Annotated in this window: 18 protein-coding genes; 7 read left to right on the top strand and 11 right to left on the bottom strand. The window is 50.4% G+C overall.

All coding sequences use genetic code 11. The features are described from left to right. Window positions 1-33: 33 nt before the first annotated feature. From hcr to aqpZ, 4 genes are all read right to left on the bottom strand, one after another. On the bottom strand, window positions 34-1,002 hold the full coding sequence (hcr, locus tag IX31_RS06405) for an NADH oxidoreductase (RefSeq protein WP_034456418.1): 969 nt from the start codon (window positions 1,000-1,002) through the stop codon (window positions 34-36). A 9-nt stretch (window positions 1,003-1,011) separates the two neighbouring features. Further along, a complete protein-coding gene (gene hcp, locus IX31_RS06400; RefSeq protein WP_034456416.1) occupies window positions 1,012-2,664 on the bottom strand; it encodes a hydroxylamine reductase in 1,653 nt (550 codons plus the stop codon). Window positions 2,665-2,807: 143 nt separating this feature from the next. After that, window positions 2,808-3,707, bottom strand: a complete 900-nt coding sequence (locus tag IX31_RS06395; RefSeq protein ID WP_034456415.1) for a LysO family transporter — start codon at window positions 3,705-3,707, stop codon at window positions 2,808-2,810. 170 nt (window positions 3,708-3,877) lie between these two features. Then, on the bottom strand, window positions 3,878-4,573 hold the full coding sequence (gene aqpZ, locus IX31_RS06390) for an aquaporin Z (protein WP_034456414.1): 696 nt from the start codon (window positions 4,571-4,573) through the stop codon (window positions 3,878-3,880). Between the two features lie 475 nt (window positions 4,574-5,048). Between aqpZ and IX31_RS06385 the strand changes: the two genes are divergently transcribed. After that, window positions 5,049-6,704, top strand: coding sequence for an ATP-dependent endonuclease (locus tag IX31_RS06385; protein WP_034456412.1), 1,656 nt, complete (start codon window positions 5,049-5,051; stop codon window positions 6,702-6,704). Between the two features lie 12 nt (window positions 6,705-6,716). On the opposite strand, the gene IX31_RS06380 is transcribed toward IX31_RS06385, so the two are convergent. Continuing rightward, entirely contained in the window at window positions 6,717-7,664 is a 948-nt protein-coding gene (locus IX31_RS06380) for a VirK/YbjX family protein (protein WP_034457203.1), read from the bottom strand. A 141-nt stretch (window positions 7,665-7,805) separates the two neighbouring features. Here IX31_RS06380 and macA point away from each other — a divergent pair, with 141 nt between their 5' ends. Next, window positions 7,806-8,921, top strand: a complete 1,116-nt coding sequence (gene macA / locus IX31_RS06375; protein ID WP_034456410.1) for a macrolide transporter subunit MacA — start codon at window positions 7,806-7,808, stop codon at window positions 8,919-8,921. Next, on the top strand, window positions 8,918-10,864 hold the full coding sequence (macB, locus tag IX31_RS06370; RefSeq protein WP_034456408.1) for a macrolide ABC transporter ATP-binding protein/permease MacB: 1,947 nt from the start codon (window positions 8,918-8,920) through the stop codon (window positions 10,862-10,864). The genes macA and macB overlap by 4 nt, the downstream gene beginning before the upstream one ends. A gap of 89 nt (window positions 10,865-10,953) precedes the next feature. On the opposite strand, the gene cspD is transcribed toward macB, so the two are convergent. Beyond that, window positions 10,954-11,178 carry a cold shock-like protein CspD gene (cspD, locus tag IX31_RS06365; protein WP_034456407.1) on the bottom strand — a complete coding sequence of 75 codons (225 nt, stop codon included), beginning with the start codon at window positions 11,176-11,178 and terminating at the stop codon, window positions 10,954-10,956. A gap of 323 nt (window positions 11,179-11,501) precedes the next feature. Between cspD and clpS the strand changes: the two genes are divergently transcribed. Together clpS and clpA are read left to right on the top strand one after the other, a co-directional pair. Next, window positions 11,502-11,822 carry an ATP-dependent Clp protease adapter ClpS gene (gene clpS / locus IX31_RS06360; protein WP_034456405.1) on the top strand — a complete coding sequence of 107 codons (321 nt, stop codon included), beginning with the start codon at window positions 11,502-11,504 and terminating at the stop codon, window positions 11,820-11,822. 27 nt (window positions 11,823-11,849) lie between these two features. Further along, window positions 11,850-14,123: an ATP-dependent Clp protease ATP-binding subunit ClpA gene (gene clpA / locus IX31_RS06355; RefSeq protein WP_034456403.1), complete on the top strand. Its 2,274-nt coding sequence runs from the start codon at window positions 11,850-11,852 to the stop codon at window positions 14,121-14,123. Between the two features lie 117 nt (window positions 14,124-14,240). On the opposite strand, the gene infA is transcribed toward clpA, so the two are convergent. From infA to trxB, 5 genes are all read right to left on the bottom strand, one after another. Then, window positions 14,241-14,459 (bottom strand): translation initiation factor IF-1, encoded by a 219-nt coding sequence (infA, locus tag IX31_RS06350; protein ID WP_002211347.1) that lies wholly within the window; start codon window positions 14,457-14,459, stop codon window positions 14,241-14,243. Window positions 14,460-14,750: 291 nt separating this feature from the next. After that, complete coding sequence (gene aat / locus IX31_RS06345) at window positions 14,751-15,443, bottom strand: leucyl/phenylalanyl-tRNA--protein transferase (RefSeq protein WP_034456400.1); 693 nt, start codon at window positions 15,441-15,443, stop codon at window positions 14,751-14,753. Between the two features lie 53 nt (window positions 15,444-15,496). Further along, window positions 15,497-17,218: a heme ABC transporter ATP-binding protein/permease CydC gene (gene cydC / locus IX31_RS06340; RefSeq protein WP_034456398.1), complete on the bottom strand. Its 1,722-nt coding sequence runs from the start codon at window positions 17,216-17,218 to the stop codon at window positions 15,497-15,499. Next, window positions 17,218-18,984 (bottom strand): heme ABC transporter permease/ATP-binding protein CydD, encoded by a 1,767-nt coding sequence (gene cydD / locus IX31_RS06335; protein WP_034456396.1) that lies wholly within the window; start codon window positions 18,982-18,984, stop codon window positions 17,218-17,220. Before cydD ends, cydC begins: the two co-directional genes overlap by 1 nt. A gap of 130 nt (window positions 18,985-19,114) precedes the next feature. Beyond that, the gene (trxB, locus tag IX31_RS06330; protein WP_034456394.1) at window positions 19,115-20,083 is read right to left on the bottom strand and encodes a thioredoxin-disulfide reductase; all 969 of its coding nucleotides are present in this window, start codon (window positions 20,081-20,083) and stop codon (window positions 19,115-19,117) included. 490 nt (window positions 20,084-20,573) lie between these two features. Here trxB and lrp point away from each other — a divergent pair, with 490 nt between their 5' ends. Together lrp and IX31_RS06320 are read left to right on the top strand one after the other, a co-directional pair. Then, window positions 20,574-21,068, top strand: a complete 495-nt coding sequence (gene lrp / locus IX31_RS06325; protein WP_000228469.1) for a leucine-responsive transcriptional regulator Lrp — start codon at window positions 20,574-20,576, stop codon at window positions 21,066-21,068. Between the two features lie 121 nt (window positions 21,069-21,189). Next, entirely contained in the window at window positions 21,190-24,951 is a 3,762-nt protein-coding gene (locus IX31_RS06320) for a DNA translocase FtsK 4TM domain-containing protein (RefSeq protein ID WP_034456388.1), read from the top strand. Window positions 24,952-25,057: the final 106 nt, after the last annotated feature.

Here is a 25,057-nt window from a genome sequence, read left to right as displayed (position 1 = left end):
GTGCCACCCAGGAACTGGGCGGCATGTTTTACATCAAGCGAGAACCAAATCCCCTTGCGGGTGGCACGAACAAGCCAGCACATAGCCGTTCGCGATCTCTGCTTCGGTCAGTGTCATCGTGCTGCTTACGGTGTAATCCCCGGATTCAATTTGGGTTTTGCAACTACCACATACACCTGCACGGCACGCAGCATTGACCGGAACGCTATTGCTTTCCATCGCTGCCAGCAGAGTGCTACCTACCGGGGCATAGAACTCACGCATGGGTTTCAGTGTGGTAAATTTCAAACCGCTATTTACCGGTGCTGCGACAGGAGTGAAGAATTTTTCGTGATAGAAATCGGTAACACCGAGCGCTTTCACTTCTTTTTCCACCATCTCCATGTATGGAGCCGGGCCGCAAGTCATCACGGTGCGAGAAGCAATATCCGGAACGGCTTCAAGGATCTGGCGAGTCAGGCGGCCAGCAATGAAACCGTGCGTTGCATTGTTTTCAGCAACCAGCGTGACCGGGTAGTCGCGCCACTCTTCGGCAAAGATGACATCTTCCGGTGAGCGCACGTTGAAAATCACCTGAACATCAGCCTGTGGGCGGTGTTTTGCCAGCCAGCGGCGCATCGACATAATCGGTGTTACGCCACAACCTGCCGCCATCAACAAATAGCGGTCCGTTGTCAGATTTTCGCAAGTGAATTCCCCCTGGCCTTCAGACAGCCACAGGTAATCGCCGACTTTTACTTCATTGGTCAACCAACCAGAACCAACGCCATTCTCGATACGACGGATAGTCAGCGTAACGAACGGGCTGATTCCCGGGGTGGAAGAAATTGTGTACGCGCGCAGCGTTTCATCACTGTTACGAATACTCACCAGTGCATACTGCCCAGCTTTGTATGGATAGAAGTCGTGATTGATTAACGACAGCGTCCAGACATCCGGCGTTTCCTGATGAATATGATGTACCTGCATACGATACGGGCACATTGGCGTTGGCATAGTCATGGTTTCTCCTTATGCACCCATCAGCTGTTTGATGTCTTCTTCAACGGTGGTGATGGCGCGCAGGCCAAATTTCTCGTTGAGGATAGCCAGCAGATTTGGTGTCAGGAAGCCTGGTGCAGTTGGGCCTGTCACGATATTGGTCACGCCCAGAGACAGCAGGGTCAGTAGAACAACAATCGCTTTCTGCTCAAACCAGGACAGAACCAGGCTCAGTGGCAGGTCGTTTACGCCACAACCGAGTTTCTCGGCAAGGGTCACGGCCAAAATGATTGCAGAGTAAGAGTCGTTACATTGACCTGCATCGACCAAACGTGGCAGACCTTCGATGTTGCCGAAGTCCAGTTTGTTGAAGCGGTATTTACCACAAGCCAGAGTCAGGATCAGGCAGTCTTCTGGAACGCTGGTCGCGAAATCAGTGAAGTAGCTACGCTCACCGCGTTCGCCATCACAGCCGCCAACCAGGAAGATGTGACGCAGTTTTTCACGGCTTACCAGGTCAATCAGGGTGTCAGCTGCGCCCAGCAGAGTCTGACGACCGAAACCAACGGTGATCAGGTGTTCGATTTCGCTGTACGGGAAGCCTGCCATTTGCTGCGCCTGGGTGATGACTGATGTGAAATCATCGCCTTCGAGGTGGCTAACGCCCGGCCAGCCAACAATGCTGCGGGTCCAGATACGGTCTGCATAAGAACCCACTTCTGGGTTGATGATGCAGTTTGAAGTCATCACGATTGGACCAGGGAAACGTGCGAACTCGGTCTGCTGGTTCTGCCAGCCGCTGCCGTAGTTACCGACCAGGTGTTTGAATTTACGCAGTTCTGGGTAACCGTGTGCTGGCAGCATTTCACCGTGGGTGTAGACATTTACGCCTGTCCCTTCGGTTTGTTCCAGCAGGTGGAACAGATCTTTAAGGTCGTGACCGGAAATCAATACACATTTGCCCGCAACTGGACGAACGTTAACCTGGGTCGGAGTTGGGTGACCGTATTTCTCGGTTTCGCCGTGATCCAGAATGCTCATCACTTTGAAGTTCATCTGGCCGATTTCCATGGAGCACTCAAGCAGTGCGCCCATGTCTGCAGGCCAGGTACCCAGCCATGCCATAATTTTGTGGTATTGAGCGTAGACGTCGTTGTCGTACTGACCCAGAACGTGTGCGTGTTCCATGTATGCCGCAGCGCCTTTCAGACCGTACAGGCACAGCAGACGCAGGCCAAGAATATCTTCACCAATTTCTGCTTTGTCGCGGTTTGGCGCGAATTCGCCAGCCTGACGTTGCAGGTCACCCAAATCATTACTGACCAGTTGCAGATCGGCCATTGGGTTAGCCACAGTAATGTTAGCGTTAACTGCCAGGGCGCGAGCTTTCAAGCTTTCACGCAGGGCGATCGCTTCCTGCGCATAACCGACGATGCGCGGGGAGTCGAAGTTAACGTTGGTCAAAGTAGAGAAGAAAGCGCGTGGTGCAAAGCTATCAACTTCATGATCGATAATGCCAACTTCACGTGCGGCAATGGCCCATGCAGACAGCCCTTGCAGCGAAGCAATTAGCAGATCCTGGAGATCTGAAGTTTCAGCAGTTTTGCCACACATACCCTGCGCGTAAGAGCAGCCGTTGCCCGCTGGGGTGCGGATTGTTTGTTCACATTGCACACAAAACATGATCGTACCTTTTAAAGTTATATTTAATATACATGTTTAAGGTTATGCTCAGTGTCGCGCGGGGAAAAGAGATTTTTTATGCAACTTAAATGGATATTGATATAGCGCAATTTTGGCGGCAGGAGCCTACCGCCAACGAGGTATCAGGAAGCGAAAAATGCCATTAGCAGAGGTGTCAGCAAGCTGAGAATGAACCCGTGAACAATCGCCGCCGGAACAATTTCCAGCCCACCGCTGCGTTGCAGCACAGGAAGGGTAAAGTCCATTGACGTTGCGCCAGACAAGCCGAGGGCGGTTGAGCGGCTACGGCGTACCAGTCCGGGAATCAACATGATGGCAATGAGCTCGCGCGCCAGATCGTTAAAGAATGCCGCACTGCCAATGACTGGCCCGTAGGATTCCGTCATCAAAATACCCGACAGTGAATACCAGCCGAATCCTGATGCCATCGCTAAACCTGTCTTAATCGGTAGATCAAGAATAAAAGCGTTGATAACACCACCGGCAAGTGAGCTGAGTGCCACGACAACTGCCACGATCATCCCGCGCCGATTAAGTACAATCTGCTTTAACGTCATACCGCTATTACGCAGTTGGATACCTACCAGCAACAACAGGAATATCAGTGTGTATTCGCTGGCGTCGGTCGCGTGATGGAGAATGGTCCAGCCAGTCAGGCCAAGCAGAAAACCCGCTACCACCACGAAACATAGTTTTAGTGATTCCAGCGCCATCGCAATTCGTGAAGGGAGTTTTTCTTGTTCATGATTGTGTCGCCATGGCATGGAACGCTCAAGCCAAAGCAGTGCAGCAGCATTGCAGAGCAATAACACCACAACGGTGACCGCGGCGTAATGAAGGATTGCTAGCAGGTTACTTGCCAGGTTATCGAGAAATGCGAGGCTGATGCCCATGAAAAATAAAATGACATACACAATCCAGCTCAATAGGCGATTAATGAGCTTTAACAGACTGGTTTGTTTCAGAGGAATCAGATAACCGATAATCAGCGGCACTAAGATAATTAACAATCCCGAAAACATGGTGCGGAAAATCCTTGCGATAGAAGTAACGACGTATGTCACACTACCCAAAGAAAGAGAATGAGTAAAGCTACGAAAAAAAAGGATTTTTATGCAGGTTTAGGATTTGGGGCAGGGCAGGTAAATACAGCGCCACCAGCCAAATTGCAGCCGGTGACGCTGGAATCAAATCAGTTACGTTTTTCCAGCAATGTCCGGTAGATAACGCCACCCAGGATACCGCCAATGATTGGCATCACCCAGAACAGCCACAATTGTTGTAATGCCCAACCGCCCTGGAAGATAGCAACGGCAGTACTACGTGCCGGGTTCACAGAGGTATTGGTGACGGGAATACTAATCAGGTGAATCAAAGTTAACGCAAGGCCAATAGCGATAGGTGCAAAGCCCGCTGGTGCAAACTTATCAGTTGCGCCATGAATCACAATCAAGAAGCCACAAGTCAAAACAATTTCAATAATGATTGCTGACAACATGGAATAATGGTCTGGTGAATGTTCGCCATAGCCATTGGAGGCAAAACCGCTTGCCGCTGCATCAAAGCCACTTTTACCGCTGGCGACCAAATAAAGAATACCGGCTGCAACAATACCGCCAATGACTTGCGCCACAATATAGCCAATTACATCTTTAGCCGGGAAACGACCGCCAGCCCACAAGCCCAAAGTGACTGCTGGGTTAAAGTGGCCGCCAGAAATATGACCTACTGCATAAGCCATAGTTAATACGGTTAAACCAAATGCTAATGCCACACCGACAAAACCAATCCCCAATTCAGGATATGCCGCAGCCAGTACCGCACTCCCACAACCACCGAATACCAACCAGAATGTGCCAAAGAATTCTGCCGCTAATTTCCTGAACATAACCACCTCTGCAATTTCATAAAGATGAATCACGGGCGAGGCAAATAACCGCACCTACCCGATTATTGTTTGTTACAACTAGTAGTGATGTAACGTTAATAATAAAAGAGCAGTGATATTAATGAGTTCTGTAATTCAGAACTACCCTATTAAATCCTAAAAATTTGATGTAGGGCAATGAGATGGCATTCCTTTCAAAGGTAACACGGTGGAAGTATAGAAGAGTTTTTCAAGAAATAAGAGTTGTCTTAGATTAAAAGCACTTTATGACATTGCTGTGAAACAACAGAGAATTAAGCGAAGAATTAATCCTTTTAGTATTAAATAAAAGAAATATGGAAAAGGTCATCGCCGCCTGCTACACGATAAATAACGCGCGCAGCTAACCTGCCGCCTCGAGTATGAAGAGTATATACTCGAGCTATACAGTCAGATGCGGAAGCTAAAGGAAAGCATTAACCAATCTGGAGGGATTATGTTTCTCGAGCGTGTAGAGATTGTCGGATTCAGGGGTATTAACCGTCTATCGTTAATGCTTGAGCAAAATAACGTGTTGATTGGCGAAAACGCATGGGGTAAATCCAGCCTGCTGGATGCGCTCACTTTGTTGTTGTCACCACATGAAACTCTCTATCACTTCAGTCGTGATGATTTCTATTTCCCTCCGGGAGACCTTCAAGGCCGGGAACACCATTTACACATTGTGCTGACCTTTCGGGAAACAGCACCTGGCCACCATCTCGGGCGGCGTTACCGCTCACTGGAGCCTGTTTGGGCCGAAGGGAATGATGGTTTCCATCGCATCATGTATCGTCTGGTCGGTGAGCTTGCAGCAGATGGTTCGATTCTGACGCTACGCAGCTTCCTTGATAACAACGGCCACTCCGTTGAGCTTGATGATATTGATACGCTTGCCAGGCAAATTATCCGTCTCAACCCCGTGTTACGCTTGCGTGACGCGCGATTTATGCGCCGCCTACGCAACGACAGCATCCCGGTAATGCCAGAAACTGAAATGACGGCCCGTCAGCTTGATTTCCTTGCTCGCGAATTAGTTTCCCGACCACAAAATCTCACCGATGCACAGTTGCGCCAGGGGCTTTCGGCTATGGTGCAATTGCTTGAACACTATTTTTCAGAGCAAGGTGCTACGGCCCATCAGCGTTTGTTACGACGTCGTTCGCATGATGAGCAACGTAGTTGGCGTTATCTGGATGTCATCAACCGTATGATAGACAAACCCAATAGTCGTGCTCATCGCATGATCTTATTGGGAATGTTTTCAACACTTCTGCAAGCAAAAGGAAGCGTGGCGCTTGATAAAGACGCCCGCCCGCTGTTGCTGGTGGAAGATCCTGAAACACGTCTGCATCCCATTATGCTGTCAGTGGCCTGGCATTTATTAAATCTGCTGCCGCTACAAAAAATCACCACCACCAATTCTGGTGAACTGTTATCACTCACGCCCGTTGAGAATGTCTGTCGTCTGGTGCGTGAATCCTCAAAAGTTGCCGCCTGGCGGCTCGGCCCCGGCGGGATGAATGCCGAAGACAGTCGTCGTATCGCATTTCATATCCGTTTCAATCGGGCCTCATCACTGTTTGCTCGCTGCTGGTTGTTAGTCGAGGGGGAAACAGAGGTGTGGGTGATGAACGAACTGGCGCGCCAGTGCGGGCACCATTTCGATGCCGAAGGTGTGAAAGTCATCGAGTTTGCGCAGTCCGGCCTCCGGCCACTAATTAAGTTTGCGCGGCGTATGGGCATTGAATGGCATGTATTGGTTGATGGTGATGAAGCCGGTAAAAAATACGCCTCCGTGGTGCGCGGCATTCTGGAAAATGATCGTGACCAGGAGCGCGATCATCTGACGACGCTGCCTGCGATGGACATGGAGCATTTCATGTATCGCCAGGGATTTGCTGATGTTTTCCATCGCGTGGCGCAACTTCCCGAAAATGTGCCGATGAATATGCGGCGCGTGATTGTAAAAGCTATTCATCGTTCTTCTAAACCCGACCTGGCAATTGAAGTCGCGATGGAGGCGGGTAGGCGTGGTGTTGAGTCAGTGCCGTCGTTGCTACGTAAAATGTTCTCGCGGGTGCTTTGGCTTGCGCGTGGCCGGGCTGATTAGCCCGGCAGTTGCTTAAAACTGCTGCTCAATTTGCGCCATCATCTCGTCGAGTAAACTGTAGCGGCGGCGATACTCAGCGCGTTTTTTGCTGGCGATATCCTCAAGGGGTTTACGAGCCACGCTCAAAGGCATGCTAAAGAAACCTTCTGGTAATAACTCACCACTCATCGATTGCCAGAAACTATCGTAATCGGCATGGATTTTATCTTTCTTCTTTTTCGCATAACGCCATGAGCGATAGATATGCGAGCTATTGCTGACCGCAAGGATTCTTTTCGCTTCCAAATGGCGTGCCAGTAGGCAGGCAGCTTCAAGAACCAGGCGTTTTGGGAACAATCCGTGACAGGCTTTCGTGGCGACCTGGATATATTCATGGGGCACGTCGCTGTGGGCTCCCTGCAATCCGCCGATAAAAAGTGTCTTTTGGCCCTGATACTGGCACAAAGTGAAGGTTAATCCAGCAAGCGCAATCCCGTCCTGACGGGTGAACGCCAATGTCGCTTCACCTTCTTTGTCGAGATTGGCGATGGCGCAAAAATTCAGGTAGTAGAAGCATTCATCTTTACCCGTTATGGTTGCCAGGTGCGCCCCTTTTTCTGAAAAGTGCTGCTGTAGTAGGGTTACAGGCAGAGCATGGGTCAGCTCGTTGTAGTGGAAAGACAATGCATTCACTACCGCCTTGCGGTTAAAATTCGTTGTTAAATAAGGGCGATGGGTGCGACAGGGTAAACCAGGCTGCACGCTAAGTAACTTTTCAAGCCAGGGCTGATGGGATAAATCGCTTAGTAAGTGCGCCGTAGCCAACGGATTAACGAGTGATCGCAGGACAAACTTGCGCCGGTAAGACGGGTTTTTCCACGCGCTGCCAGGCGTCCATTGTCCCTTTGCCAGACAAAGAAACAGCTGCCAGCCACTGAGTTGTGGTGCTGAAATAAGTTCGTCTACGGTAATTGGCGACATGATTGAAACCTGATTGATAAAGAATGGTGTAATTTCACCACCCATAAGTTCAATGAATGTTCAATCAGCAGCCAGAGAACCGAAGGCTCGCTATTTTTGTTGAGACTTTATTTAATTAGCCAGTTTGTTTGCAGGATACCTATGAGATTCAAGGGAAAAATAAAAAAACGTTATTGGCTTCTGGGCCTGTTGATTCTGCTGTTGGGCGTCTGGGTTTGGCAATTTCTCAACGCGCCAGCGCCGGTTTATCAGACCATGATTGTGCGCAAAGGTGAGCTGCAACAAAGCGTGCTGGCGACGGGCAAGCTGGATGCGTTGCGTAAAGTTGACGTGGGTGCGCAGGTCAGCGGGCAGTTAAAAACGCTGTCGGTGAACATTGGCGATAAAGTGAAAAAAGATCAGCTGTTGGGGGTTATCGATCCCGAACAGGCGCAAAACCAGATCAAAGAAGTTGAGGCTACGCTGATGGAGTTGCGAGCGCAGCGACGCCAGGCCGTAGCGCAGGCTAAACTTGCGCAGGTGACGTTAAATCGCCAACGGGCGCTGGCAAAAACGCAGGCTGTTTCGCAACAGGATCTGGATACTGCCGTGACCGATCTGGAAGTCAGGCAGGCACAAATCGGCACCATTGATGCGCAAATCAAACGCAATCAGGCCTCATTAGACACCGCAAAAACTAACCTCGATTACACGCAGATTGTGGCACCGATGGCAGGCGAAGTCACTGAAATCACGACTAAACAAGGCCAGACGGTGATTGCGGCTCAGCAAGCGCCGAACATTCTGACGCTTGCCGATCTCAGCACGATGCTGGTGAAAGCCCAGGTTTCTGAAGCGGATGTGATTCACCTGAAGCCCGGCCAAAAAGCTTGGTTTACGGTGCTTGGCGATCCGTTGACACGCTATGAAGGTGTGTTAATCGATATTTTACCAACGCCAGTTAAAGTTAACGACGCGATATTTTATAACGCACGTTTTGAAGTCCCGAATCCGAAAGGTGTGCTGCGTCTGGAAATGACCGCACAGGTGCATATTCAACTCGGTGGTGTGAAAGATGTGTTAACCATACCGCTTGCAGCTCTGGGTGAGCCGGTTGGTGATAACCGTTATAAAGTTTCGGTTTTACGCAACGGTGAGACCCGCGACCGTGAAATTACCATCGGTATGCGTAATGACACTCAGGCGCAAGTTGCTACAGGCCTCACCGAGGGCGAAGAAGTAGTGATTGGGAAAAGCACTGCCGGGAGTGCACCATGACAGCACTGCTTGAGCTACGGGATATTCGCCGTAGCTATCCGTCGGGAGACGAACAAGTTGAAGTGCTTAAAGGCATCAATATCGCTATTGAAGCGGGTGAGATGGTGGCGATTGTCGGGGCGTCGGGCTCTGGCAAATCCACGCTGATGAATATTCTTGGCTGCCTCGATAAACCCAGCAGTGGCAGTTACAAAGTTGCCGGGCAGGATATTGCGCTGCTCGATAGTGACGCACTCGCCACGTTGCGGCGTGAGCACTTTGGTTTTATCTTCCAGCGCTACCATTTGCTATCACACCTGAATGCGACGCAAAACGTCGAAGTACCGGCGGTGTATGCGGGTACGGCACGGGTTTATCGCCAGCAACGTGCGCGTGCGTTGCTGATGCGCCTCGGGCTGACAGACCGTGTTGATTATCTCCCTTCGCAGCTTTCAGGTGGCCAGCAGCAGCGCGTCAGTATCGCCCGAGCGTTGATGAATGGCGGCCAGGTTATTCTTGCTGATGAACCAACCGGCGCGCTGGATAGTCACTCTGGTGAAGAGGTAATGGCGACGCTCAAGCAACTGTGTGAGCAGGGGCATACGGTCATCATCGTGACCCACGACCCGAGTATTGCGGCTCAGGCGCAGCGTGTTATTGAAATTCGTGACGGCGAAATTATCAGTAACCCGCCGTCACTGGCGCAGCAACCCGGTGTGCCGAAAGAAGTGAAAATTCAGCCGACTTACTCGGCATTTCAGCAAACACTCAGTAGTTTCCGCGAAGCATTTACCATGGCCTGGCTTGCGTTGGCGGCGAATAAAATGCGCACGCTGTTGACCATGCTTGGAATTATTATCGGTATAGCTTCTGTGGTATCGATTGTCATCGTCGGTGATGCGGCAAAACAGATGGTGTTGCAGGATATTCGCTCGATAGGTACCAATACGATTGATATCTATCCCGGTAAAGATTTTGGTGATGATGATCCACAGTATCAGCAAGCGCTGAAATACGACGACCTGGCAGCCATCAGCCAACAGCCATGGGTCAGCTCAGCCACACCTGCTCTTTCGAGCAACTTACGCTTACGCTATGGCAACGTTGATGCTGCCGCCAGCGTGAACGGTGTCAGTAGCCAATATTTTAACGTCTATGGCATGACTTTTAGCGAAGGTAATACCTTTAATGAAGAACAGTTGGCAGGGCGTGCGCAGGTTGTCGTGCTTGATAGCAACACCAAACGCCAGCTATTTCCTGATAAAGCCAAAGTTGTTGGCGAAATTATATTATTGGGGAATATGCCCGCAACAGTGATTGGTGTGGCGCAGGAGAAGCAGTCGATGTTTGGCAGCAGTAAAATTCTGCGTGTCTGGCTGCCGTATAACACTATGGCTGGGCGCGTGATGGGGCAAAGCTGGCTGAACTCCATCACGGTGCGTGTCAAAGAAGGCTACAATAGCCACGAGGCCGAACAACAGCTCAATCGCTTGTTGCAGTTACGCCATGGTAAGAAAGATTTCTTCACCTACAACATGGATGGCCTGTTGAAAACGGCGGAAAAGACCACACGTACTCTTCAGATGTTCCTGACTTTGGTGGCGGTAATTTCGTTGTTGGTTGGTGGGATTGGCGTGATGAACATCATGCTGGTGTCAGTAACGGAGCGTACTAAAGAGATCGGTATTCGTATGGCCGTTGGCGCCAGGGCAAGCGATGTATTGCAGCAGTTTCTGATTGAGGCGGTGCTGGTGTGTCTGGTTGGCGGTGCGTTGGGGATCTCGTTATCACTGCTTATTGCCTTCACATTGCAACTGGTTTTGCCGGGCTGGGAAATCGGTTTTTCACCCATGGCGTTGTTAACTGCATTTGCTTGTTCGACTGCGACGGGAGTTATTTTTGGCTGGTTGCCGGCGAGAAATGCCGCAAGATTGAACCCGATTGATGCGCTGGCGCGTGAATAATTTTCATCTTTGGTATTACGTTTGGTTATAAAAATGCCAGCGTACAAGCTGGCATTTTGATTTAGGGATGTACACAATGAAACAAAGGGTCAGGCGACCGCTGCTTCGAGCTCCAGAGGTACAATCAAGCTAGCGTGATTGCCTTTTGGCCCCTGATGTACATCAAACCTGACTGTTTGCCCGGCTTTAAGCGTTCTGTAACCATCCATCTGAATGGTGGAGTAATGAGCGAAGATATCTTCGCCGCCGCCTTCAGGGCAGATAAAACCGAACCCTTTGGCGTTATTGAACCATTTAACTGTACCCGTCTCCATGCTTCTACATCCTTCGAAAATCTTATAAGTGAGATGGAATGAACCGGTGGGTGAGGGCGGGCTGTTCAAAACCTCGCCAACTCACGCTTGTACAATGTAGATAATTTAACCATGTCGTCAAGCGTTGCACGGGGGTGATCGATTGAAAATGAATCAAAAATTTGAAGCAGTTAACGCTATTGTGATTAATGTGACAGAGCTCTCTATTGTGAATTGCTGTCCCTTTTAAACACGATGAGTCACGTTAACTAAAAGCGTATTACACTCAACCTATGGGCTTCGCCTTAATGACAATGGGCGATTAAACATGATGACAATTTGCAATGGGTAAGACGAACGATTGGTTGGATTTCGACCAGCTGGTGGGTGACAAACTGCGCGAAGCGCTGAAACCACCATCGATGTATAAAGTTATGTTAATGAACGATGACTACACGCCGATGGAATTTGTTATTGACGTGCTGCAAAAGTTCTTTTCTTATGATGTAGAACGTGCAACGCAATTGATGCTCACTGTGCACTATCAGGGTAAAGCTATCTGTGGCATTTTTACTGCAGAAGTAGCAGAAACCAAAGTCGCGTTAGTGAACCAGTATGCAAGGGAGCATGAGCATCCGCTGCTGTGTACGCTAGAAAAAGCCTGAAGAAGGCAAAATTTGGGGGAGGTGCCTATGCTCAATCAAGAACTGGAACTCAGTTTAAATATGGCTTTCGCCAGAGCGCGCGAGCACCGACATGAGTTTATGACTGTCGAGCATCTGTTACTGGCTTTGCTCAGTAACCCATCGGCTCGCGAAGCGCTGGAAGCGTGTAGCGTAGATCTGGTGGCGCTGCGACAGGAACTCGAGGCCTTCATCGAACAAACCACACCGGTTCTGCCTGCCAGTGAAGAAGAGCGTGATACCCAACCTACGCTTAGCTTCCAGCGCGTGCTGCAACGTGCGGTGTTCCACGTCCAGTCTTCTGGTCGCAGTGAAGTCACAGGCGCAAACGTGCTGGTGGCTATCTTTAGCGAGCAGGAATCCCAGGCAGCGTACCTGCTGCGTAAACATGAAGTCAGCCGACTTGATGTGGTGAACTTCATCTCTCACGGTACACGTAAAGACGAACCTAATCAGGCACCGGGTGCAGAAAATCCGGTCAATGAAGAGCAAGCAGGCGGGGAGGAACGTATGGAAAACTTCACCACCAATCTCAACCAGCTTGCACGTGTGGGAGGGATCGATCCGCTGATTGGCCGCGAGAAAGAGCTTGAGCGCGCCATTCAGGTTCTGTGCCGTCGCCGTAAGAACAACCCGCTGTTAGTGGGTGAATCAGGCGTAGGTAAAACGGCGATTGCTGAAGGTCTTGCCTGGCGTATCGTGCAGGGTGACGTTCCGGAAGTGATTGCTGATTGCACTATTTACGCGCTGGATATTGGTTCGCTGCTGGCGGGCACTAAATATCGCGGTGACTTTGAGAAACGTTTCAAAGCGCTGCTTAAACAGCTTGAGCAGGATCAGAACAGCATCCTGTTTATTGATGAAATTCATACCATTATCGGTGCAGGTGCCGCGTCGGGTGGGCAAGTTGATGCCGCAAACTTGATCAAGCCGCTGCTGTCGAGTGGTAAGATTCGTGTTATCGGTTCAACCACTTACCAGGAATTCAGCAATATCTTTGAGAAAGACCGTGCTCTGGCGCGTCGCTTCCAGAAAATTGATATTACTGAGCCAAGCGTTGAAGAAACCGTTCAGATTATTAACGGCCTGAAACCGAAATACGAAGCGCACCATGACGTACGTTATACCGCCAAAGCGATTCGTGCGGCGGTGGAGCTGGCGGTGAAATACATCAACGATCGCCACCTGCCCGATAAAGCTATTGACGTTATCGACGAAGCGGGTGCCCGCAGCCGTCTGATGCCGGTGAGCAAGCGTAAAAAAACCGTGAATGTTGCTGACATCGAAACCGTGGTTGCACGTATTGCACGTATCCCGGAGAAGAGTGTTTCAGCAAGCGATCGCGATACGCTCAGAAGCCTTGACGATCGTCTGAAAATGCTGGTGTTTGGCCAGGATAAAGCCATTGAGGCATTAACCGAAGCCATCAAAATGAGCCGTGCTGGATTGGGCCATGATCACAAGCCTGTGGGTTCATTCCTGTTTGCCGGGCCAACGGGCGTGGGTAAAACGGAAGTGACCGTTCAGTTGGCGAAATCGCTGGGCATTGAGCTGTTGCGTTTTGATATGTCGGAATACATGGAACGCCACACCGTGAGCCGTTTGATTGGCGCACCTCCGGGTTATGTTGGTTTCGACCAGGGCGGCCTGCTGACGGATGCGGTAATTAAACACCCCCACTCTGTGTTGTTGCTCGATGAAATCGAAAAAGCGCACCCGGATGTCTTTAACTTGTTATTACAAGTAATGGATAACGGCACGCTGACCGATAACAACGGGCGCAAAGCCGATTTCCGTAACGTGATTCTGGTCATGACCACCAACGCTGGTGTGCGTGAAACCGAGCGTAAGTCTATTGGCCTGATTCGTCAGGACAACAGCACCGACGCGATGGAAGAGATCAAGAAGATCTTTACCCCGGAATTCCGTAACCGTCTGGATAACATTATTTGGTTCAACCATCTGTCTACAGATGTGATCCACCAGGTGGTCGACAAATTTATCGTCGAACTTCAGGTGCAGCTGGATCAGAAAGGGGTGTCTCTGGAAGTGAGCCAGGAAGCACGCGATTGGCTGGCAGAAAAAGGCTATGACCGTGCGATGGGCGCACGTCCAATGACACGTGTTATTCAGGACAACCTGAAAAAACCACTCGCTAACGAGCTGTTATTTGGTTCACTGGTGGATGGCGGACAGGTAACGGTGGCACTGGATAAAGAGAATCAGAAACTGATTTATAATTTCCATAGTGCGCAGAAACATAAACCGGAAGCTGCTCATTAATTTTAAATATATACCCAAAGTATTACGGGTATAAAAAAAGGCCAGGTCATTGACCTGGCCTTTCTATTATTAAATTGTTTACGCCGCCTGTTTATCACGCAGCGTTAAATAAAACTATCAGCGACTACGGAAGACAATGCGGCCTTTGCTCAGGTCGTACGGGGTCAGCTCTACAGTGACTTTGTCACCCGTCAGGATGCGGATATAGTTTTTACGCATTTTACCGGAGATATGAGCGGTTACCACGTGCCCGTTTTCCAGCTCAACGCGGAACATGGTGTTAGGTAACGTATCAAGAACGGTACCCTGCATTTCAATATTGTCTTCTTTGGCCATCTAATCCTCGAGGGTATCACTACCATAGTTTTGAACCGGCAAGATAATGCCCAAGTTCACGTATCATGTAAAGAATTGTTGGTGAAATCACCAGCGAAAGTGCAATTTGCGCATTACCCAAAACCCACTCAAAAGCTGCACTGTTGGCGCTTACGATGAGGGCTGCGAAGAGATAAACGATGGGCGATCCCTGTTAAAGCTAATCCCAAACGGCGGCGGGGTAATGAGCAGAGCTCACTCTGCGGGGCTAATTATAACACTCTTAACAGTAATGTGCCGTAAACATTATCGTTACGACAGTATTTGTGGCACCCAGCAATAAGATGCAAGATGCTGCGGACGAAAAGTAGACAAATGCTCCAGATATTCACGACGAGGAATTTCAATCGCTCCCAATGATGCGGTATGGGCATTTAGCACCTGGCAATCAATCAGCTTGCCACCATAACTGAGAAAGTGTTGGCAGAAGACCAGCAGCGCCGTTTTTGAAGCATTTTCCCTGCGGCTGAACATGGATTCACCACAAAACAGAGAGCCTTGTGCAACACCATATACTCCGCCAACCAATTCTTTATCTTCCCAGACTTCAATCGAATGGGCGTGGCCTAATTCATGAAGCCGTTTATAGGCGTCGATGATTTCAGGGGTTATCCATGTTCCTTCGTCGCGATCGTCAGCGCACTCGCTGATAACACGCTCGAAAGCGTGATTCAGGGTCACCCGATATGGGGAGTTGCGGTGGAAACGCTTCATGCTGCGACTAAGGTGAAACTGATCCGGAAAAAGCACCGCGCGCGGGTCTGGCGACCACCATAAAATGGGGTCACCAGGGGAGAACCATGGAAAGATACCGCGCTGATAAGCCATCAGCAAACGAGCCGGGCTTAAGTCACCCCCGAGCGCCAGTAACCCATTAGGTTCACGCAACGCGCCTTCCGGTGAGGGGAAGGCGATTGAGTCACGGGAAAGCTGAATAAGGCGCATGACATCCAAACTCCAGGGGGCAGTAAATATTGATAATAGACCAATTACACAGCCTACAAACGCTGGTGGAAATGATAATAACGCCCACCGCTGGCCATTAAATCTGGGTGATTACCTTGCTCAATAATTTGCCCGTTGTCCATCACAATTATGCTGTCGAAATTAGCAAGTCCACGCAGGCGATGGGTAACCATCAGCACGGTCTTTTCTTTGGTCACTTCGGCCAGCAAATCAAGTATCTGGCGCTCTGTTTCAGCATCCAGACCCTCAGTTGGTTCATCCAATAAGAACAGAGGGGCATCGTGTAATAACGCACGTGCAATCGCCAGCCGACGTAACTCGCCGCCAGACAGTTGTCGGCCACCTTCACCAAGCCAGCTATTGAGACCAGCATCTTCTAATAACTTCTCAAGACCAACGCGGGTCAGGATGCTGCTGAGTTGTTCATCGCTGGCCTGTGGAGCTGCAAGCAGTAAGTTATCGCGCAATGTGGCGCTAAACAGATGTACACGTTGTGATACGACGCTCGTGGCAGCACGCAAAGCCGTTTCATCAAATTGACTTAAAGCTTCGCCATTAATACGAATTTCGCCGTGGTGTGGTTCCCAGGCGCGAGTAAGTAACTGGAGTAGAGTGGATTTCCCACAGCCAGTGCGCCCCAGAATCGCGACATGTTGTCCTGCATCGACTTTAAGCGAGATACCGCGTAACGCCATCTGCGACTGGTCAGGATAAGCAAAGCTCAGATTGTTGATATCCAGCGCTACGCGTTCAGGAACGGCATGAGGTTGCTCAGTGAACACCACTTCTGGTTTTTGGCTAGTGATTTCCGTAACGCGCAGTGCCGAGGTAATCACCTGGCCCAGATGTTGAAACGCACCGGTGACCGGAGCCAGGGCTTCGAAAGAGGCAAGGGCACAGAACACAAACAACGCGATAAGCGCGCCAGGTGTGGTATTCCCGCCAACACCCGCCGCAGCCATCCACAGCATCAATATTACTGCCGCGCCGCTAATAAGCAGCATCACGGCTTGCGAGAGAGCCGTAAGCTCAGCCTGGCGGCGCTGTGCTTCTTGCCAGCGATCTTCAGTCGCTTCGAGTTGCTGGCGATAACGCTGGGTAGCGCCAAAAATGGTTAACTCTGCGTGGCCCTGTAGCCATGCTGTGAGTTGCTGACGGTATTGTCCACGTTGGACAGTGATTGCCTCACCGGTTGATTTTCCTGCGAAATAAAACACCGGCGGTAACAACACTAACGTCGCCAGTAAGATAGCGCCGAGCGTAAGCGCCAACTCTACATCGAGCCAGCTTAAACCGAAGGTCACCACGACGATCACGACAAACGCGCCAACCATCGGAGAAATCACGCGCAGGTAAAGATGGTCAAGGGTGTCGACATCAGCAACCAGGCGATTAAGTAATTCGCCCTGACGAAAGCGTGCCAGTCCGGCAGGGGAGAGCGGAAGCAGTTTGCTAAAAGTGGAGACGCGCAAATGTTGAAGCACGCGGAACGTCGCATCATGGCTGACCAGACGTTCAAAGTAACGCCCTGCGGTACGCGTAATTGCACCACCACGCACACCAGCGGCAGGCAACATATAGTTAAAACTATAAATGCCCGCTACGCCGACTACGGCCGAGGCTGACAGGAACCAGCCCGAAAGCGTCAGAAGCCCAATACTTGCCAGTAGCGTGATAATTGCCAGCACCACGCCAAGCGTCAGCAGCCATTTATGGCGACAATAAAGCGCCAGGTAGGGTAGTAAAGCGCGCATTAAATCTCCTCCTGGCGATGAGCCAGTAACGTGGCAAACGGGCCTTCCTGAGAGGCAAGCGTTGCGTAATCTCCTTGCTGCACGATACGACCATCACGCATCACCCACACCTCGTCCCAGCCGCTGATGTAGTCCAACTGGTGCGTTACCATTAACGTCGTTTGTTGACGGGAAGCGTCACTCAAAGCATCCATTACTCGCTGCTCGCTGTGAGCGTCCAGGCTTGCGGCTGGTTCATCCAGCAGTAACAATCCGCATGGCATCAATAAGGCGCGAGCTACGGCGACACGTTGTGCCTGGCCGACCGATAAGCGTGCAGCAGCTTCGCCAAGAGGTGTATCAATACCTTGCGGTAACAACGGCAGGAATTCGCTGACAGAGGCTTTTTCCAGTGCGGTAGCTAATTGTTCAGAGCTCGCATCTGGGGCACTCAACAGCACGTTTTCGCGGATGGTTGGAGCCGGAAGTTGTGGGTTTTGCCCAACCCAACTGAGTTGTTCGCGCCACCATTTAGGGTCAAGCTCTGAAAGCTCAATACCGTTGACCAGCAACTGCCCTTGATAAGGTAAAAAGCCAGATAACACATTGAGCAGTGAGCTTTTACCCGCACCACTTTGCCCAACCAAAACGACGCGTTGGTTACCTGAAAGAGTGAAGTTCAGAGGCCCTGCGAGAACTTTTTCTTCGGTCGACAGGATAACTAAATCACGCGCTTCAATGCAGATAGGCTCGTTGCAATTAAATTGTGCACTGCCTTTTTTACGTTCCTGCAATGGTGCATCGAGGAATGTCATCAGGCTATCAGCTGCACCTACGGCTTGTGCTTTAGCGTGATAGAAAGTGCCTAAATCGCGTAGCGGTTGGAAAAACTCAGGAGCGAGAATCAGGGCCAGAAAACCAGCAAACAGAGTCACGCCGGTGCTGTAGTGGCCGAAGTTAAGTTCGCCCAGATAGGAGAAGCCGAAGTAAACCGCAACCACCGCGATTGAAAGTGAGGCGAAGAACTCCAGTACGCCGGATGAGAGGAACGCAAGGCGTAAAACTTCCATAGTACGCTGGCGGAAATCCTGCGAAGCAACACGGATATTTTCTGTTTCCGCGCTACCACGGTTAAACAAGCGAAGTGTTTCCATACCACGTAGGCGGTCAAGGAAATGCCCGCTCAGTCGTGCAAGCGCCTGGAAGTTACGGCGGTTCGCATCTGCAGCCCCCATACCTACCATCGCCATAAACAGCGGGATAAGCGGTGCGGTGCAAAGCAAAATCAACGCAGCGACCCAGTTGGATGGGAAAATTACGATTAAAATCAGTACCGGAACCATCACCGCAAGCGACATCTGTGGCAGGTAACGGGCGTAATAATCGTGCATATCTTCAATCTGTTCGAGAACCAGCGTTGCCCAACTGCCGACAGGTTTACCCTGAATTGAGGCAGGACCGGCTTCATGCACGCGGTCGAGCACTTTACGGCGTATTTCCTGCCGAATATGAAGCCCGGCGTAGAAACCGACTTTTTCTCGCAGCCATACGACCCAGGCTCGTAATACAAAAATAAGAATCAGGATAACGAACAGCAGAAGCAAAGCTTCACGCGGTATGTTTTCCATAATCATATGCTGCAACATCCTGGCTAAAATCCAGGCCTGAGCAACGATTAACAGCCCACTGACCAAACCCAAAAAACGGGAAAGCCCCAGCCAGCGGCGCGAGATAATACTTTGTGTTTTTAGCCAGCGGCTAAGTTCTTTTTGACGGGTTTTATTCATGGTTGCCAGTGCAGGTAAATGATGAATTATCAGGCAAAATTTGCGGGCAATGTTACAACGCAGGCAAAAGAAAGGCGACTTATTCAGTCGCCTTTACGTATCTTCAAATTGTCGCTATGGATTACGAGAGTTATTTATTCTGTTCGGCGAGTCCGTCCAGGTAACGCTCAGCATCTAATGCAGCCATACATCCTGTGCCTGCAGAGGTAATTGCCTGGCGATAGATGTGGTCCATAACATCACCTGCAGCAAATACACCAGGGATGCTGGTTTGCGTGGCATTACCGTGGATACCGGACTGCACTTTGATGTAACCATTCTCCAGCTCTAGCTGACCGTCAAAAATCCCAGTGTTCGGGCTGTGGCCGATAGCAACAAACAGACCCGCAACTTCTAACTCTTCCGTCTGGTCAGTGTTATGCGCATCGCGCAGACGCAAACCACTAACACCCATTTGATCGCCAGTGACTTCATCCAGCGTGCGGTTAGTGTGAAGTACGATATTGCCGTTCTTCACCTTATCCATCAGGCGATTAATAAGGATTTTTTCCGCACGGAAGCTGTCGCGGCGGTGAATCAAATGCACTTCAGAGGCAATGTTTGCCAGATAAAGCGCTTCTTCAACTGCGGTGTTACCGCCGCCGATGACTGCAACTTTTTGATTGCGGTAGAAGAAACCATCGCAGGTAGCGCAGGCGGAAACGCCACGGCCTTTAAATGCCTCTTCTGAAGGCAGCCCCAGGTAACGTGCTGAAGCGCCGGTTGCGATGATCAACGCATCACACGTGTATTCACCGCTGTCACCCGACAGACGGAATGGACGATTCTGGAGATCAACTTTAGAAATGTGATCGAACAGAATTTCGGTTTCGAATTTAGTTGCGTGTTCGTGCATGCGCTCCATCAGAGCGGGGCCAGTCAGGTCATTTGGATCACCCGGCCAGTTCTCGACTTCGGTCGTAGTGGTCAATTGGCCACCTTTTTCCATCCCGGTAATTAAAACGGGCTTGAGGTTGGCGCGCGCCGCGTAGACTGCTGCGGTGTAGCCCGCAGGGCCGGAGCCAAGAATTAGCAATTTACTGTGTTTAGCGGTGCCCATGAGATCCTCATTGTTCGTTGGCAGACAATCGAGGGATTGTAGGGAATTTGGCGGGTTAAAAAAAGGGTGCAGCGATTTTGTTAACTATATGTGTAATAGCTCAACTCAATCAGCCATTGCTTAACGCATATAAAACGCATAAAAATCCGTCTAAATAGGGTAATTAGTCACGCAGGTAAAGTGATGAATAATCATCAAGTGCCCCGGATATATGGCACGTTCCACTAAATTTCGATGTTTTGCTTTGACAATCCGCTAAGCATTTGCGAAAACATTCGAGGAAGAAAAACATTTGGTATGAGAGCAGTAAAATAATCACGCATACCTGATGCAATTTTACCGGGTTATTGAAATCTACTCATGGCGTGGACAGACGCCATGAGTGATGTCGATGGCAGCCGTTGGGCACCGGTCTTCTCACGTACACCCGGAACAGTGACGTTGACCGGGTTATGGCAGGTGAAGGAAGGAACACAGAGAGACAATAATAATGGTAGATAGTAAGAAGCGCCCTGGCAAAGATCTCGACCGCATCGATCGTAACATTCTTAATGAGCTACAGAAGGATGGGCGTATTTCCAACGTCGAGCTTTCGAAGCGTGTTGGGCTTTCACCGACTCCGTGCCTTGAGCGCGTGCGTCGTCTGGAACGACAGGGTTTCATTCAGGGCTATACCGCTCTGTTGAACCCGCATTATCTGGATGCATCACTTCTGGTTTTTGTTGAGATTACTCTGAATCGTGGCGCGCCAGATGTGTTTGAGCAATTTAACGCCGCAGTGCAAAAACTTGAAGAAATTCAAGAGTGTCATTTGGTATCCGGTGATTTCGACTATTTGTTGAAGACTCGTGTGCCTGATATGTCTGCGTACCGCAAATTACTAGGCGAGACCTTGTTGCGACTGCCGGGTGTGAACGATACCCGTACCTATGTGGTCATGGAAGAGGTCAAACAGAGCAATCGTCTGGTTATTAAGACCCGTTAACACGGGCCAGGTGCAAAATCTGCGTATTTTGGTTACACTCCTGGTCATTCATACAGCCACAGTGCCGGGAATGCCCGGCACTGTGGCTCTCCATATTTATTAAGGACCTGGAGAGTCTTACTTGAGCCAGGAATACACCGAAGAAAAAGAAGTTACATTGAGGAAACTCAGCAGCGGGCGTCGGGCATTAGAGGCCTTACTCCTCCTTGTTGCCATTTTTGCCGTCTATTTGATGGTAGCGCTGCTTAGTTTTAATCCTTCCGATCCCAGTTGGTCACAAACCGCATGGCACGAACCTATTCATAATTTAGGTGGGATGCCGGGTGCGTGGTTGGCCGATACGCTGCTGTTTATTTTTGGCGTAATGGCCTACACCATTCCGGTTATCATTATCGGTGCGTGTTGGTTTACTTTCCGCAATCGGGATAACGAAGAATTTATTGATTATTTTGCCGTTTCCTTACGCCTTATAGGCGTATTGGCCATGGTACTTACCGCCTGCGGCCTTGCTGCGATTAACGCCGATGATATTTGGTATTTTGCCTCCGGCGGGGTGATCGGTAGTTTGCTGAGCACTGCCATGATGCCATTGCTTAACAGCAGTGGCGGTACTATTGCTCTGTTGTGCGTGTGGGCGGCAGGTCTAACGTTGTTTACTGGTTGGTCCTGGGTCGGTATTGCTGAGAAAATTGGTAGCGCAACTTTGAGCGTGCTGACGTTTGCCAGCAACCGCACCCGCCGGGATAACACCTGGCAGGACGATGATTACGACGACGAAGAAGAACATGATGAAGAACACGCACCAGCAGTAGAAAAGCGTGAGTCTCGTCGTGCGCGTATTTTACGTGGGGCATTGGCTCGCAAGCAGCGTATCTCAGAGAAATTCGCCAATCCAAATGCACGCAAAACAGACTCGGCGCTATTTTCTGGCAAAAGAATGGATGATGCCGAGGATGATGTTTTGTTCTCGCCAAATAAAGCCACATTCCCGGAAGATGACGTGCTCTTCTCTGGTAACAAAGCAACGTTGCCAGAAAGCGATGAGTACGATCCGCTATTACACGGACAGTCTATTGTCGCGCCAGTCGCTGCTGCTGCCGCAATGGCGAACCCTGCTTATGCCGCTCCAGTGATGCCAACGGGTACCGTATCTCCTGTAGCCACGCCTGCGCCGGAAGTGGCGGAGACTCCGGCAATCGCCTGGGAACCTGCACCGACCACGGTGACTCCTGAACCAGTGCTTGCGCCGACACCTGAAAGTTACCATGCGCCTCGAGCAGCGGAACAATACAACCCGCAACAGGTGACCAGCCATTGGTCTGAACCAGAAATGGTTCAGCCTGTTGTTGAACCAGCTCCAGTTCAGCCAATTTATTACGATCCAACACCCGTTCAACCAATTGCTGAGCCTGAACCTGTTGAAGAGATAAAGCCGGCCGTTCGTCCACCGATCTATCATTTTGAAGAAGTCGAAGCCAAACGTGCTCGTGAACGTGAACAACTGGCGGCCTGGTATCAGCCGGTTAATGAACCGAAACCCGATCCTTATGGGTATGACAGTTCCCCGGCATTTGCATCAACATCAGTACCGGATTCTTCACGTTCTGAAGCGCCAGCTATACCTCAGGGCTTCTCTGGCGTTGTGCCGGAGGTTCCGATCGTAGCGGCTCCATCTGTTCCGCAAGGTGTTAAAGACGCAGCGAAAGCTGCGGGTGCCGTGGCTGCGTTTAGTCCGGTATTCAGTATTGCCAGCGATGCGCCACGCCCTCAGGTTAAAGAGGGGATTGGCCCACAGCTACCACGTCCAAATCGTGTACGCGTGCCGACTCGTCGTGAACTTGCCTCTTACGGAATTAAGTTGCCGTCTCAGCGTATGGCTGAAGAGGAAGCGCGTCGCCAGAATGGCATGGATATTGAAGACGACTATGCTGACGATGCACAAGAAATGGAACAGCATGAACTTGCTCGCCAGTTTGCGGCTCAACAGCAGCAGCGTTATGGTGAAGAGTATGAAGACGACTCTTTGCAGCAAGACGAAGATGAGGCCGAGCAGGCTGAATTAGCCCGCCAGTTTGCTGCACAACAGCAACAGCGTTATTCAGAACCCCAGCAGCAGCCGAATCAGCAACAGCCAAATAATGTGCCGTTCTCATTGGATGATTTTGATTTCTCACCAATGAAAACGTTAGTTAACGATGGGCCGAGTGAGCCATTGTTTACGCCGGGTCACGTTGAAGAACCTGTTCCTGTGCAGCAATCGCAAAATTGGCAGGCAGTTCCACCGCCGCATGTGCAACAACAACCGACACCTGCACCAGTTGCCACCCCATCGATAAAAGAAAGTTTGATCCATCCTTTCCTGATGCGTAATGGTGATGACCGTCCGTTGCAGCGCCCAACCACGCCGTTGCCGTCTTTGGATTTGCTGACCTCTCCACCTGCGGAAGTTGAACCAATAGATACTTTTGCTCTTGAGCAAATGGCGCGTCTGGTTGAAGCCCGCCTTGCGGATTACCGCATTAAAGCCGATGTGGTGGATTACTCGCCGGGTCCGGTAATTACCCGATTTGAGCTTGATTTAGCGCCTGGAGTTAAAGCCGCGCGTATTTCTAACTTGTCTCGCGACCTTGCTCGTTCATTGTCGACAGTGGCCGTGCGTGTTGTGGAAGTTATCCCGGGGAAACCGTATGTGGGCCTGGAATTACCAAACAAAAAGCGCCAAACCGTCTACCTGCGCGAAGTGCTGGATTGTGCCAAATTCCGTGAAAGCACTTCGCCACTTACAGTGGTATTAGGTAAAGATATTGGTGGTGAACCGGTTATTGCTGATCTTGCAAAAATGCCGCACTTGCTGGTAGCCGGTACAACTGGTTCCGGTAAGTCTGTTGGCGTAAACGCCATGATCCTTAGCATGTTGTATAAAGCCACTCCTGAAGATGTGCGCTTTATTATGATCGACCCGAAAATGCTTGAGTTGTCAGTGTATGAAGGCATTCCACATCTGTTAACTGAAGTCGTAACAGATATGAAAGATGCTGCCAATGCATTGCGCTGGAGCGTTAACGAAATGGAACGTCGTTACAAGCTGATGTCCGCGTTAGGCGTGCGAAATCTGGCGGGTTACAACGAACGCGTGTTGGAAGCTGAACGCATGGGCCGCCCAATCCCAGATCCATTCTGGAAGCCGGGCGACAGTATGGAAGTTTCCCATCCAATGCTTGAGAAACTGCCATATATCGTCGTGCTGGTGGACGAGTTTGCCGACCTGATGATGACGGTCGGTAAGAAAGTTGAAGAGTTGATCGCTCGCCTGGCGCAGAAAGCGCGTGCTGCAGGCATTCACTTAGTTTTAGCTACTCAGCGTCCATCGGTAGATGTGATTACCGGCTTGATTAAAGCCAACATCCCAACGCGTGTGGCGTTTACGGTATCGAGCAAAATTGACTCCCGTACCATCCTCGATCAGGCTGGTGCTGAGTCCCTGCTGGGCATGGGTGACATGCTTTATTCCGGACCAAACTCTACTTTGCCGGTTCGTGTCCATGGCGCGTTTGTTCGTGACCAGGAAGTTCATGCTGTCGTTCAGGACTGGAAAGCGCGTGGCCGCCCACAATACATCACTGGCATTACTTCCGATAACGAAAGTGAAGGCGGTACAGGTGGTGGTCTTGACGGTGATGAAGAACTCGATCCGCTATTTGATCAAGCAGTCGCTTTTGTAGTCGAAAAACGTAAAGCGTCTATTTCCGGAGTTCAGCGTCAGTTCCGCATCGGCTATAACCGTGCAGCCCGAATTGTTGAACAGATGGAAGCGCAGGGTATCGTGAGTCCACAAGGGCATAATGGTAACCGCGAAGTGCTTGCGCCACCGCCATTTGAGTAATTCTAAGCAAAAGAGCCGTCGTTACGGCTCCTTTGCAAAGAAGGGTAAATTACCGGAAAATCAGCTTATTCTTCTGTTGCTACAGAAGAACTCTCGACTAGAGTGG

Source organism: Buttiauxella noackiae (assembly GCF_000737905.1).
Classification (GTDB): domain Bacteria; phylum Pseudomonadota; class Gammaproteobacteria; order Enterobacterales; family Enterobacteriaceae; genus Buttiauxella; species Buttiauxella noackiae.
This window is presented reverse-complemented; position numbering and strand designations above follow the sequence as displayed.

Coding starts and splice junctions, on each gene's coding strand:
- hcr (WP_034456418.1), bottom strand. CDS start 1,002: ATGACTATGCCAACGCCAATGTGCCCGTATCGTATGCAGGTACATCAT.
- hcp (WP_034456416.1), bottom strand. CDS start 2,664: ATGTTTTGTGTGCAATGTGAACAAACAATCCGCACCCCAGCGGGCAAC.
- IX31_RS06395 (WP_034456415.1), bottom strand. CDS start 3,707: ATGTTTTCGGGATTGTTAATTATCTTAGTGCCGCTGATTATCGGTTAT.
- aqpZ (WP_034456414.1), bottom strand. CDS start 4,573: ATGTTCAGGAAATTAGCGGCAGAATTCTTTGGCACATTCTGGTTGGTA.
- IX31_RS06385 (WP_034456412.1), top strand. CDS start 5,049: ATGTTTCTCGAGCGTGTAGAGATTGTCGGATTCAGGGGTATTAACCGT.
- IX31_RS06380 (WP_034457203.1), bottom strand. CDS start 7,664: ATGTCGCCAATTACCGTAGACGAACTTATTTCAGCACCACAACTCAGT.
- macA (WP_034456410.1), top strand. CDS start 7,806: ATGAGATTCAAGGGAAAAATAAAAAAACGTTATTGGCTTCTGGGCCTG.
- macB (WP_034456408.1), top strand. CDS start 8,918: ATGACAGCACTGCTTGAGCTACGGGATATTCGCCGTAGCTATCCGTCG.
- cspD (WP_034456407.1), bottom strand. CDS start 11,178: ATGGAGACGGGTACAGTTAAATGGTTCAATAACGCCAAAGGGTTCGGT.
- clpS (WP_034456405.1), top strand. CDS start 11,502: ATGGGTAAGACGAACGATTGGTTGGATTTCGACCAGCTGGTGGGTGAC.
- clpA (WP_034456403.1), top strand. CDS start 11,850: ATGCTCAATCAAGAACTGGAACTCAGTTTAAATATGGCTTTCGCCAGA.
- infA (WP_002211347.1), bottom strand. CDS start 14,459: ATGGCCAAAGAAGACAATATTGAAATGCAGGGTACCGTTCTTGATACG.
- aat (WP_034456400.1), bottom strand. CDS start 15,443: ATGCGCCTTATTCAGCTTTCCCGTGACTCAATCGCCTTCCCCTCACCG.
- cydC (WP_034456398.1), bottom strand. CDS start 17,218: ATGCGCGCTTTACTACCCTACCTGGCGCTTTATTGTCGCCATAAATGG.
- cydD (WP_034456396.1), bottom strand. CDS start 18,984: ATGAATAAAACCCGTCAAAAAGAACTTAGCCGCTGGCTAAAAACACAA.
- trxB (WP_034456394.1), bottom strand. CDS start 20,083: ATGGGCACCGCTAAACACAGTAAATTGCTAATTCTTGGCTCCGGCCCT.
- lrp (WP_000228469.1), top strand. CDS start 20,574: ATGGTAGATAGTAAGAAGCGCCCTGGCAAAGATCTCGACCGCATCGAT.